An 11,961-nucleotide genomic window follows, 5' to 3' on the forward strand; every position below is an offset into this window, starting at 1 on the left:
AGAAATCCCTGGTTTTGGGGGATTTTTGTCAGAGGTGCTTATGTGGAAGTTTCTGCTTTACGGAACACCATTCCACTACATAAACGAGAACCACAAAATAAAATGCAAAAAATCGCTATTAAACCAAGCTTCTACCTGGTTTCGCACGTTTCCACTATGTTGAAAAGAAGTCAAAAGACCCTGGGTTTGGGATTTTTGAACCGAGTGGCTTAGGTGCAGACTTCTGCTTTACGGAACACCATTCCACTACATAAACGAGAACCACAAAATCCAAAAAATCACTACTACACCAGGCGCTCCTACGCCAAACTAATCAAAAAGACCAGCTACAGGAGGAGATCTAGAAAAGGGAATCCTCATAATATCAACTCCCATTACTCAACTCCCATTACTCAACTCCCATTACCTCATCAGAATCAGCAATCACTTTGATTAATAGTTATGCTTTTTAAAATCGATCTCAACAACCTTATCGACCGGCACCCCCACGATTCTTGCGGGATTACCAACGGCAGTTGTCTTAGGTGGGACATCGGTTAGGACAATTGCGCCGGCACCGATTTTGCTAAACGCACCAATGGTAATGTTGCCAAGAATTTGGGCGTTTGCGCCAATAAAAGCACCGCGTTCAACGTGAGGATGGCGAGGGCCAGCAACGGATTTTCGAGCCCCTAAGGTAACGCCGTGCAGAATGGTGACGTCATCTTCAACCACTGCCGTTGACCCAATAACGACGCCAATGCCATGGTCGATAAAGACCCGTTTGCCGATGGTGGCTTCTGGTGAAATTGAAATGCCCGTGCTGTGGGCAGCATGCTGGCTTAGTAAACTTGCAAACGTAAAGAAGCGCCGAATCACTAAAAAGTGGGCAATCCGATACCAAAATAGGGCGCGAATTCCGGGGTAGGTGAGAATCACTTCTGATAAATTATGAGCAGCCGGATCACGCTTTAGAATTGAACGCGCCGTTTGAAACATAATGATCGCTCCCTTGCAAGACCCTGAAACCATCTTGTAGATCCGTTAATAAATCCCTTTTATCTTCAACACCGACAGATAAACGGATGAGTTCGTCTTTGATGCCATTCTTTAGTCGGGTTTCTCGGGGAATTGCGCCGTGGGTCATTAATGCGGGAATTTCGATAAGACTTTCAAGCGCGCCTAAACTTTCCGCTAACGTAATGACGTGAAGTTGTTCAACAAATTTCTGGGGATCGAGTCCGGGCTGTAATTCAAACGAAATCATTGCCCCAAAGCCGTTCATTTGCTTCTTAGCAATTTCGTAATCAGGGTTGTTCGGATCACCAGGGTAGTAAATTTTACTAACGAGCGGCTCATGATTAAGATAAGCAAAAATGGCTTGGGTGTTCGCTAAGTGGGCACGCATACGAAGTGACAAGGTTTTGATGCCCCGCTGTAGCAACCAGCTTTCTTGGGGTGCGAGGATGCCGCCAATGGCATTTTGCAAGTAACCAATTTTTTCACCAAGAGCTTTATCTTTCGTAACAACTAGGCCGGCAATAACGTCACTGTGGCCGCCCAAATATTTTGAAGCGCTGTGCAGGACAATATCGACTCCCAGCTCTAAGGGCCGTTGAACGTATGGGGAAGCGAAAGTATTATCAATGATGCTTAAAATGCCGTGATCCTTAGCAATGGTCGCGACTGCTTCAATATCAGTTACCCGCAACAATGGGTTGGTTGGCGTTTCCAAGTAAATTGCCTTGGTTGCCGGGGTAATTGCGGCTTCAACTGCTTGAAGATCGCGAGTATCAACAACGGTAAACGTCATGCCAAATCGTTTTAGAACGGTGTCAATCAAGCGGAAGGTACCGCCGTAAACGTCATTACCAACAATAAAATGATCCCCGGCAGAAAATAACGAAAAGACCGTATCAATTGCGGCTGATCCAGACGCAAACGCGAAACCATCGGTGCCATTTTCTAAATCCGCAATCAGCTTTTCCACCGCTGTTCTGGTTGGATTACCAGAACGGGAGTATTCATATTGGCTTTCACCAATCTTATTTTGATGGAATGTCGATGCCATGTAAATTGGGATAGAGGTTGCCCCAGTTGCTGGGTCTTCGCTGATGCCACCGTGTAGTAGTTTTGTATCAAATTCCATAATGATTACCTCACTTAATTTTTAGTCGTAAATGTTTTCGCTCAGATAACGTTCGCTGCTGTCTGGAAAGATGGTGACAATGTTGCTATTGGGTGGCAATGTTTCAGCAACTTTTAAGCTAGCTGCCAAAGCGGCACCACTTGAGCTGCCAACGAATAATCCTTGGGTTCTAGCTAACGCCTTTACCTGTTTAAAAGCGTCGGCATCCGAAATGGTCAGGGTCTGATCGATGGTGATATCTTTGAAAAATGGTGGTACAAATTCAACGCCAATGCCTTCTGTTCGATGTGGGTGGGCGGGACCGCCATTCAAGATAGAGCCCTCTGGTTCAACGACGATCGCCTTAGTTGTTGGATCTTGTTCTTTTAAATATTTGGTGACGCCAGCAAATGTGCCACCACTGCCCGCCCCAGCAATGAAGGCGGTAATTGGTTCGTCGAGGTCAACGATTAGTTCTGGTGCAAGTGTGTGGTAGTAGGCTGCTGGATTCGCCGGATTTTTAAATTGCATGGGGACATAACTGTTATCGGTGGCGGCGGCAATTTCATTGGCCTTTTTAATTGCCCCTTTGATGCCGAGTTCGCTTGGGGTATTGATAAGGCGGGCTCCCAGCGCTTTCATCAGTTGCTGTTTTTCGAAACTGAATTTTTCGGGAACAACAAGGATCGTGGGTAAATGATGTTGCTGAGTGGCAAGGGCGATGCCGATGCCAGTATTGCCTGCGGTTGGTTCAATGATGGTGGTGTCAGCGGTGATTTTACCGCTATCAATGCCGGCTTGAATCATAAACTGCCCCAAACGATCCTTGACACTGCCACCAGGATTAAACATTTCAAGCTTGGCGTAGATATGGCTGTTATTGGGAATGGTAATTTGTAAATCGATGAGTGGCGTGTGGCCGATTAGCTGAGAAACTGATTTAATTAACATGCTGTCATCCTCTTTAAGTTTAAAATCGATAGAAAAAGGGTGCGAAAACTCATACTGAATTTTCGCACCCTTTGTTTAGTTCATGCCCCTGGCAGGCATTGAACTTTTAAGGTCGTTATGCCTCAAAAAATGTCAATGCTAACAGGCCGAACATCGCAAAAAGCGCGTTGTTCGACAACAGTTGTTGATTACATTAAACATTACTTGAGTCATAAAGACACCTCCGAAATTTGTTGCCCATAATATACTCAATTGAAACCGGTTTGTCAACTGAAAAAGTAAGTGAGCGGAGTAAAGCGGTTAGAGACCGGAGTCTAAGGTGCTTCCGACTTAAACCCCGGGCCTGGGTTTGAGTTGGAAGTATCTTAGATGCAGGTCTCTGCTTTACGGAGCAGTCCTAATCTATGTTGCCAGGAAGTGCGGAGCCAAGCGGTTAGAGACTGGAATCTAAGGTGCTTTCGGCTTAAACCCCGGGCTTGGGTTTGAGTCGGAAGTATCTTAGATTCCAGTCTCTGCTTGGTGCAGCATGTTTCCACAATGTTGCCAAGAAAGCAACTCCACGCTTAAAATTTTTGAAAGTGCCTACTTCCAGACTTCGATTTTTCAAAGCAACCTTAATTTGTGTTTCTAAGAGAAGTAGGAGCTACTAAGACTGGACCTTTTGTCTGAATCAGCCCTTATTTGATATCATTCATTAAAACAATTTGATAAGCAGATTGACAAATTCTAATCAGAAACTCATAATTATCAGCAAACAGCGAGTGGGGATTCATATTGGTTTGGTGAGATGCGTATATCTCTGTTATGTAGATTAAACGTGCTCAGACGAGCAACAATCTGCGTGTAATCACCTCTGAGAAAAATTCCAACTCCGGGAATTTCCCTCAGAGGAGACTTACACTCCGATTGCTAACCGCTCGTATTCGCACTCTAACGTGCTCAACCCATCAGTTCTCTGTACCTAACTGAAAATAACCACTGAACGGAAAATCATCGTTCAATGACTATTTACCAGTTAGGCTCCGAGAACTCCCGATGGGAATTCGCACTCTATAAAAAAGAAAGTTGGCGACGGGATGTCAGTTGATATTAATGAGTTAGCATTACCAGATGGTCAAATTGTGTCTGATCCAGAAGAAATTAGTAAGCTTAGTAGTGACAAGTTCACGGAAGCCATTGAAGAAACGAGTCAACCCTTAGCGGTTATTCAGGCAAAAAGTGTTGAAGATGTTCAAGCAGCAGTGAAGTTTGCGAACCAAAATCAAATTCCAGTAACGGCACGGGGAGCTGGGACGTCTATTGTTAATGGCTCAGCCGCTGAGAAGGGTGGCTTTGTTATTGATTTAACTCAGCTTAATAAGATTTTAGAGATCAATATTCCCAATCAATATGCCGTAGTTCAAGCGGGTGTTTTAAATTCCGATCTTGATGATGAGGTGCGAAAGCAGGGTTACTTCTTCTCACCAGATCCCGGTTCCAAGCGTATTAGTTCCGTTGGTGGTAATATCGCGACTAACGCTGGGGGGATGAGTTCGCTGAAGTATGGTACGACAAAGCAATCAGTTGTTGGGCTGCAGGTTGTGCTTGCGGATGGCAGGCTAGTCGAATTAGGTGGCAAAACCTTCAAAAATAACGCACCATACGATTTGACAGATTTGTTTGTCGGCTCTGAAGGGACCTTGGGCATCATTACCGCTGCAACGGTTAAGCTGCTTCCGGTTCCATTTGGTAATCCAGTTACAGGGTTAGCAACCTTTAATGACATGAAGCAACTCAGTGTGGGGGTGCAAAACATCTCTGGCAGTGGGTTATACCCATCCATGATGGAAGCCTTAAATAAAACTTCGATTGAGGCGCTGGATAACTTGGAGAAGTCTGATTTAGGTAAAGGTGGGGCAGAATCGTTATTGATTTTCCAACTTGACGTCGCCCCAGCTGGCGCGGTTGATGCGTTAAAGAAAATTCTAGCAAAGTCCGGCGCCTTGCAAGTGAACGTTACCGACGATCCAGATTACGCTAAAAAGATCATCAAAATTAGGCAAGACTATTACCAAGCAGAGGCAGCATACGGCCGGTTGATCGTTGAAGACGTTGCCGTTCCATTATCGAAGTTGCCTGAATTAGCAGATTTCGTTGAAAATTTGAAGTTTACTTCAAAGGTAACGGCCTTTTTGGGCGGTCATGCAGGGGATGGTAACTTTCATCCTAATTTTGCCGTTTCAAAGGAATATGCGGAGACGCCAGCAGACGTCAACGAAGCAATCAATAAGATCTTTAAGTATGTTCAATCCATTGGCGGAACGATCTCAGCCGAGCATGGAATTGGCGATTTGAAATATCAATGGGTACGCCCACAACTTGGTGCAGATGTGGTTGAATTACAGCGACAAGTTAAAAAAGCATTTGATCCAAACAATATCTTGAATCCTGGTAGAAAAGTTTAAATTAAGATCTACCTAACCAAATAAAGGTTTGGCAGCCAGCAATGGTTGTCAAACCTTTATTTGGTTAGGTAGATTGTTCTTAGCGCATGGATCTTTCGAGTTGATAATCCAAGTGCCACGTTTAAGTAACGATTCATAGAACCATAATGTTGGTCAATCGCCCGATACGCAGCGTTTAGATAGGACCGTTTGGCTGCCTTTGAGCGCTTGAAGTTGGCTAATGCCCGTTGATTATGAGTGATCCGCTTAAGTTGGCGGTATTCTGTATGGGTCAGCGCTTTTAATGCTTTATTTGATGCTAAATAGTTTTTCATGATCGTTTGTTTAGAAACACCTAAGCAAGATAGAATTAACATTGTGGCAATTCCCGTCCGATCCTTGCCGTAGGTACAATGGTATAAGTACGCACCCTGTTTTCGATTTAATAATTGGTTTGCGAACGTATGGTAAGCTTTGATGCTGTAGGGATTGGTTACCATTTTCTGATAGAATAGCTGCATACTGTTTGCGTGCTTGTTTGCTAACTGGTTTGCGTATTGTCGGCGTGTGTGCACACCGAAGTTTCGATTAGCCATTACACTATCATGGCGGTAGATAATCCCACTTAAATTGCGATCTTTGGCGATTTTGATCTCACCGGCCGACCGAAAATCAATGATAGTCCCGACGTGCTTTTGTTGGGTTAACTGCCATTTATCTTTCTTGGTTAAGTGAGACAAAGCATCTGAACGAATGAGTAACCCTTTTTTGATATGGTGATCGTTTTTTGTGATGATGCCACCTAAATCATGGGTATTAACGGTTCCCGTTAGATGGACCGGGGTACCGTAAACTGATTGGGAACTTGCTTTAACCAGAGTTGGCTGAAACGCACCCCAATAAATAATGCTAACAACCAGTAAAACCATTCGGGTAACGTATTTTTCGTTCATAACAACCTCCAAAAGACTAGCGATTAATTAGGCCAATTTTTGCTTTCATCGTTAGAATTCGTTTAACTGATGCATTGACCTGTTTAACAGAGACTTGCTTCTTAGCAATGGCCCGCTTGAGCTGTGGGATCCCCCGCTTGTAGTCACTGGTTAACAAGACGTCATTACCGGCTTTAAATGCCGCGACATCCCGATAAACATGGTGGGAAGTTGCGTAATTGCCAACGGCTTGCATTTGGAGACTGTCTGAAACAATCACTCCCTTAAACCCAAGGTTCTGGCGAAGTAAATGGATATCTTTCTTTGATAGAGAGGCCGGTTTGTGGGGATCAATTTTCTTTAAAATAATATGGGTGACCATGACGGAATCAACGCCGCTCTTAATGCCAGCCTTGAATGGCCGAAAGTCTTTTGCCTCAAAAGATTTAAGGGAGCGGGTGACGCTTGCTGACCCAGTATGGGTGTCAGCGGCTGATCCATATCCTGGAAAATGCTTGAGGGTTGCCGCAACGTGCTGATTTTGAATTGCGGGGACACTGGCGGCAATGTACTTAGACGTTTTAGCATAACCCTTACCAATGGTGCGATCATAGATGAAACTGCCCTTATGCATTGAAACGTCAGCGACTGGGGCAAAGTCCCAATTAATTCCCAGTGAATGCAGTTGCTTAGCTTGATAACGATACATCGACAGCACCTTCTTCATGCCACCTCGATGAAGCGCCTGCTGTGGGGATAAATAATAGCTGTGACCAGAAATTCGTTTGTTAGCGCTCAGCCGTGAAACGGTGCCGCCTTCTTGATCGGTTGAAATGGTGAGTGGAATTTTGGCACTCCGTTGATAGCTACTAAGACGGTGTTTGAAGGAAGCCTTGCTACCAACAAAATTGTTTCCCATTAAAATAATGCCACCAAGATGGTATTTCTTGATATCGTGCTTTGTTGCAGCTTTATTATTTGATACGCCGGTTACAAATAACTGGCCGATTTTCTCGTTAAGGGTCATATGCTTAATTTGATTATCAATTTTTTGTTCGTTAGTCTGCTTTGGATGAGTTCCCGACGCAATTGAGTCTGTGCTTGCATGAGGGATTGTCATCCCTAGTCCAAACGAAACGGCTGTAACTATTGTGAATGATGCGACCTGCTTAAGATTAATGTTCAACTTACCCAATCTCCCTAAATATAATAATTATGTCAACATAATGATTATATGATAAAAAAGAATGAATAGTTATGGGTATCATTAATTTATTAAACTTTTTGACGTTACCTAAGGAACTTTTGAATGTGAGTCAAATCAGCCGTCCGTTTGGCAGCCGATTTGTCTTCGGCGTTGAAGTTGTGCCAGTGGACGTTTTTAACACCAACTTTTTGAAACGTTCCTCGCTTAAGTGATTTGATAACTGGATTACCATACTTTAACCGGTAAAGGAAAGTTGGGGTGCCAGCAATTGTAAAAATATCGATGCGGGGTTGGTTGGCGAAGAGCACTCTGGGGCCGTTCTTTGGAATCCGGTTTTTGCTAAAGACTTTGTCGATAAATCCTTTCGTCATGGCGGGCATGACCTCCCACCAAATGGGAAAGACAAAAATAATTCGTTCCGCGGCTGCTAGTCGGTTAAAGTAGTCATCCACTTGGTCGTTAAGTGAACGCCTGGTTCGCCAATTTGAAAGATCGGTGGCATGCATCACCGGGTCAAATTTGTCTTTGTGTAAGTCAATGACATCAACGGTATCACCGTTTGCTTGTAAATAATTAATTGTTCGTTGGGCAACCGCGGCACTGTAGCTTCTAAAGTGGGGCTGGTTTTCGCTAGCTGCCAAAGTATATGGATGGTCAAAAATAAGTATTGCTTTCATAATAAAATGTCCTTTAATAAAAGTGAGCGGATCCAGGCGGTTTGCAACCGGAGCGTAAGTCTCCTTTGGCAGAAGTCCCTGATTTTGGGATTTTTGCCAAAGGTGCTTACGTGCAGGTTGCTGCCTGGAGGAGCTGTCCTAGTGAAAGTGAGCGGATCCAGGCGGTTAGAAGTCGGAGTATAAGTCTCCTTGGGTAGGAATTCCCGGTTCTGGAATTTTTACCCGAGGTGCTTATACGCAGACTTCTGCCTGGAGGAGCTGTCCTAGAATAAGTGAGCAGAGCAAAGCGGTTAGAAACCGGAGTGTAAGTCTCCTATCGAGAAAATTCCTTGTTTTGGAATTTTTTCGATAGGTGCTTACATGCAGATTTCTGCTTTGCGGAGCTGTCCTAATGTTAATCGAGTGACTTTTCAAAATACATTCCAAGGAATATAATGAGTATAGCAGAACATTTGAAAATGTCAAAATATATTCCGAGGAATTTAAAATGAAATCAACTAGTTTAACAAACCAAATTAAAGCCCAACTCGAAATTTTTCGAAGCCGGGATATTGATCAGGTAATCCTTAATCAGGTTAAAGGGACAGGACTAATCGATACCAAACTGGCTAGCCGGCTAACAATTAATGATCTCCATGTCATACAAGTAGTGGCGCATAGCGAAGATGCAATGCTTTCCGATATTGTGGCTGGCCTGCCTTTGACGCAAGGCGCGGTTTCTAAAATCGTGAATAAGCTTGCCACTGCGGGATTGCTAACCAAAACTCATAAGTCAGCGAATAAAAAGGAAACGTATATTCAATTAACCCGACTCGCAAAGGAAATCAATGCCATTCATGAAGGCTATCATCAGGAAATGAACGACAAACTTCAAGGATTAACTGACCAATTCACGTCAGCTGATCTTCAGGTTGTGAGAGAATTTTTGGAAAAACTAAACAAGTTACGACAATCATAAAAAATAAATCATTTATTTTGATGGAAGATTACAACCGCTTACTTTGTTTATATACCAGCAAGTTTACCTTTCGCTGCTTATGAAAAGAAAGTTAGGTTCCCCTAATTAGTAATTAACAATAGCTAAAACTATGATAATATAAGCTTGTATCAATCATAGAGGAGGCTATTTTCATGCCAAATGAAAAAGAACCAAAGAAGCAGCATTTGATTCACTATGCTAACGGTCCTTCGTTGGAAGAAATCAACGGAACCGTCGTTGTACCAAAAGGAAAGGGCTTTTGGCGAACGTTATTTGGATATTCTGGTCCTGGCGCTTTAGTTGCGGTGGGGTATATGGATCCTGGTAACTGGTCAACGTCAATCACCGGTGGTCAAAATTTTGAATACCTGTTAATGTCCGTTATCTTAATGTCGAGTTTAATTGCCATGTTACTTCAATATATGGCGGCTAAACTGGGCATTGTGACTCAAATGGATTTAGCACAGGCAATTCGAGCGCGGACAAGTAAGTCACTCGGGTACGTATTGTGGATTTTGACGGAGTTAGCAATTATGGCAACGGATATCGCCGAAGTTATTGGTGCGGCCATTGCTTTATACCTATTGTTTAATATTCCGCTAGTGATTTCTGTTTTTATCACCGTATTTGATGTTTTGCTATTATTGCTGTTAACTAAGATTGGCTTTCGTAAGATTGAAGCAATTGTCGTTTGCTTGATTCTAGTGATTTTTGTTGTATTTGCTTATGAAGTCGCACTATCAGATCCAAGTTGGGCAGGTGTTTTCAAAGGATTAATCCCAAATGGTGAAACGTTCTCATCTTCCCCACATGTTGGCGGTCAGACGCCTTTGACTGGTGCACTTGGCATTATTGGTGCAACCGTTATGCCTCATAATTTGTATCTGCATTCTGCAGTTTCCCAAACACGAAAAGTTGATCATAGTGATGAGGAAGACGTTGCGAGAACGGTTCGCTTTTCTACTTGGGATTCAAATATCCAATTAACAATGGCGTTTTTCGTTAACTCTCTGTTGTTAATCATGGGGGTTGCCGTCTTTAAGAGTGGTGCCGTTAAAGATCCTTCATTCTTCGGCCTGTTCCAGGCTTTATCAGATCCTTCCACTTTGAGTAACGGGGTTCTAATTGCGGTTGCTAAATCTGGGATTTTATCAATACTATTTGCCGTTGCTTTATTAGCTTCAGGACAAAACTCAACCATTACTGGTACTTTAACTGGTCAAGTAATCATGGAAGGCTTCATTCACATGCACATGCCACTTTGGATGCGGCGTTTAGTTACCCGGTTAATTTCAGTTATTCCTGTATTGATTTGTGTTGCGATGACTGGTAAAGAATCCCCAATTCAGCAGCATGAGGCGTTAAATACGTTGATGAATAATTCTCAGGTGTTCTTGGCGTTTGCTTTGCCGTTTTCAATGCTGCCGTTGTTGATGTTTACTGATAACAAGATTGAGATGCATGATCGTTTCAAAAACTCAACGATCATTAAAATTCTTGGCTGGATTTCAGTCGTTGCCTTGACCTACCTCAATATGAAGGGCTTACCTGGTCAATTTGAAGCATTTTTGGGTGATAACGCTTCAAAGGGGCAAGTTGCGATGGCCGATAACCTTTCATACGTTGTTATTTTCCTCGTATTAGCACTCCTAGCTTGGATGATTTGGGATATTCATAAGACTAATAAAAAGCTTCAGGCTAAGTTTGAAGCAGCTCGTGAAGAATAGAATAAAAAGGTATAATAAAAGGGTGCCGAGAATATTAAACGATGAAGAATGAAAGGGATGTTTAAAAATGCCAAGTACGACAGGTGGCCAAAAGTTTGAACGAATTTTAGTTGGTGTCGATGATTCAGAAGATGCCCAGTTGGCATTTCGATATGCAATTAGAGAAGCGCGTCAATCCAACGCGCGGTTGATTATCGTATCAATTTTGGAACACGATGAAATGAATATTTATCAAGCATTAAGTAAGGATTATGTTCACGGCGAACGAAAAGAATTGGCTGAACATATTGAAAAATACCGCCAGCTCGCCTTAAGAGCCGGGGTTAAGGAAGTTGATACGGTCATTGATGAAGGTGACCCTGGCGAAACTATTGTCAAACGAGTGATTCCGGCGACGAAAGCAGATTTGCTGATTGTTGGGTCACTGTCCAAAACCGGCGTCAGAAAATACTTTGGTTCACAGGCAGCTTATATGGCCAAGTATTCGCCAATCTCGGTGATGATTGTAAGATAGAGTGAGCGGAGCAAAGCGGTTAGAAGCTGGAGCATAAGTTACCTTGGTCAGAAATCCCTGGGCTTGGGATTTTTGACCAAGGTAACTTATGTGCAAGCTTCTGCTTTGCGGAGCGGTCCTAATCTATGAAGCATAAAAGATTAGCCCGGTTTTGGATTTTTGGCGGGGAAGGCTTAGGTGCAAGTCTCTGCTTTGCGGAGCTGTCCTACTCTATATAGAGATAGAAAGACTACTAGGTGAACCGATGATCCTGATTTGAGGCCTTTACAACTAATTATTTTTCTCGCAAACCAGAACAAAGTCTATCCAGAAATAGACCGCTCACTAGTTCAAACAAGCATTCTAAGCATTTGTTTCACCTATATGCTACTTATCTTGTGTTAATTAAGGCAGATATACGTGCTTTATGACACAAAGAATTAGCCAATCCGTAACATTAATCAC

General features: G+C 43.1%; 10 protein-coding genes. 4 read left to right on the top strand and 6 right to left on the bottom strand.

All coding sequences use genetic code 11. The annotated features are described in order from the left end of the window. Positions 1 to 432 precede the first annotated feature (432 nt). From epsC to FC98_RS08620, 3 genes are read right to left on the bottom strand one after another with little or no spacing between them, the layout of a single operon-like run. Positions 433 to 978, bottom strand: a complete 546-nt coding sequence (epsC, locus tag FC98_RS08610; protein ID WP_008857689.1) for a serine O-acetyltransferase EpsC — start codon at positions 976 to 978, stop codon at positions 433 to 435. Next, positions 944 to 2,128 carry a trans-sulfuration enzyme family protein gene (locus FC98_RS08615; RefSeq protein WP_054655151.1) on the bottom strand — a complete coding sequence of 395 codons (1,185 nt, stop codon included), beginning with the start codon at positions 2,126 to 2,128 and terminating at the stop codon, positions 944 to 946. The genes epsC and FC98_RS08615 overlap by 35 nt, the downstream gene beginning before the upstream one ends. Positions 2,129 to 2,149: 21 nt before the next feature. Next, on the bottom strand, positions 2,150 to 3,058 hold the full coding sequence (locus FC98_RS08620; protein WP_008857687.1) for a PLP-dependent cysteine synthase family protein: 909 nt from the start codon (positions 3,056 to 3,058) through the stop codon (positions 2,150 to 2,152). A 1,076-nt stretch (positions 3,059 to 4,134) separates the two neighbouring features. Between FC98_RS08620 and FC98_RS08625 the strand changes: the two genes are divergently transcribed. Beyond that, positions 4,135 to 5,502, top strand: a complete 1,368-nt coding sequence (locus FC98_RS08625; RefSeq protein WP_008857686.1) for an FAD-binding oxidoreductase — start codon at positions 4,135 to 4,137, stop codon at positions 5,500 to 5,502. A gap of 56 nt (positions 5,503 to 5,558) precedes the next feature. Here FC98_RS08625 and FC98_RS08630 read toward each other — a convergent pair whose 3' ends face one another. From FC98_RS08630 to FC98_RS08640, 3 genes are all read right to left on the bottom strand, one after another. After that, complete coding sequence (locus FC98_RS08630) at positions 5,559 to 6,434, bottom strand: tyrosine-protein phosphatase (protein WP_008857685.1); 876 nt, start codon at positions 6,432 to 6,434, stop codon at positions 5,559 to 5,561. Between the two features lie 16 nt (positions 6,435 to 6,450). Next, positions 6,451 to 7,599 carry a glycoside hydrolase family 3 protein gene (locus tag FC98_RS08635; RefSeq protein ID WP_155805160.1) on the bottom strand — a complete coding sequence of 383 codons (1,149 nt, stop codon included), beginning with the start codon at positions 7,597 to 7,599 and terminating at the stop codon, positions 6,451 to 6,453. Positions 7,600 to 7,703: 104 nt separating this feature from the next. Next, positions 7,704 to 8,297, bottom strand: a complete 594-nt coding sequence (locus FC98_RS08640) for an NAD(P)H-dependent oxidoreductase (protein ID WP_040471842.1) — start codon at positions 8,295 to 8,297, stop codon at positions 7,704 to 7,706. Between the two features lie 487 nt (positions 8,298 to 8,784). Between FC98_RS08640 and FC98_RS08645 the strand changes: the two genes are divergently transcribed. From FC98_RS08645 to FC98_RS08655, 3 genes are all read left to right on the top strand, one after another. Beyond that, positions 8,785 to 9,255, top strand: coding sequence for a MarR family winged helix-turn-helix transcriptional regulator (locus tag FC98_RS08645; RefSeq protein WP_054655148.1), 471 nt, complete (start codon positions 8,785 to 8,787; stop codon positions 9,253 to 9,255). Between the two features lie 173 nt (positions 9,256 to 9,428). Further along, positions 9,429 to 11,003 (top strand): Nramp family divalent metal transporter, encoded by a 1,575-nt coding sequence (locus FC98_RS08650; protein WP_054655146.1) that lies wholly within the window; start codon positions 9,429 to 9,431, stop codon positions 11,001 to 11,003. A gap of 67 nt (positions 11,004 to 11,070) precedes the next feature. Then, a complete protein-coding gene (locus FC98_RS08655; protein ID WP_008857112.1) occupies positions 11,071 to 11,517 on the top strand; it encodes a universal stress protein in 447 nt (148 codons plus the stop codon). Positions 11,518 to 11,961 lie beyond the last annotated feature (444 nt).

The sequence above is a fragment of the Lentilactobacillus kisonensis DSM 19906 = JCM 15041 genome (assembly GCF_001434135.1).
Lineage (GTDB): Bacteria > Bacillota > Bacilli > Lactobacillales > Lactobacillaceae > Lentilactobacillus > Lentilactobacillus kisonensis.

Excerpts from the sequence above, each read along its gene's own strand:
- FC98_RS08625 (WP_008857686.1), top strand. The coding sequence starts at position 4,135 with ATGTCAGTTGATATTAATGAGTTAGCATTACCAGATGGTCAAATTGTG.
- FC98_RS08620 (WP_008857687.1), bottom strand. The coding sequence starts at position 3,058 with ATGTTAATTAAATCAGTTTCTCAGCTAATCGGCCACACGCCACTCATC.
- FC98_RS08650 (WP_054655146.1), top strand. The coding sequence starts at position 9,429 with ATGCCAAATGAAAAAGAACCAAAGAAGCAGCATTTGATTCACTATGCT.
- FC98_RS08655 (WP_008857112.1), top strand. The coding sequence starts at position 11,071 with ATGCCAAGTACGACAGGTGGCCAAAAGTTTGAACGAATTTTAGTTGGT.
- epsC (WP_008857689.1), bottom strand. The coding sequence starts at position 978 with ATGTTTCAAACGGCGCGTTCAATTCTAAAGCGTGATCCGGCTGCTCAT.
- FC98_RS08640 (WP_040471842.1), bottom strand. The coding sequence starts at position 8,297 with ATGAAAGCAATACTTATTTTTGACCATCCATATACTTTGGCAGCTAGC.
- FC98_RS08630 (WP_008857685.1), bottom strand. The coding sequence starts at position 6,434 with ATGAACGAAAAATACGTTACCCGAATGGTTTTACTGGTTGTTAGCATT.
- FC98_RS08615 (WP_054655151.1), bottom strand. The coding sequence starts at position 2,128 with ATGGAATTTGATACAAAACTACTACACGGTGGCATCAGCGAAGACCCA.
- FC98_RS08645 (WP_054655148.1), top strand. The coding sequence starts at position 8,785 with ATGAAATCAACTAGTTTAACAAACCAAATTAAAGCCCAACTCGAAATT.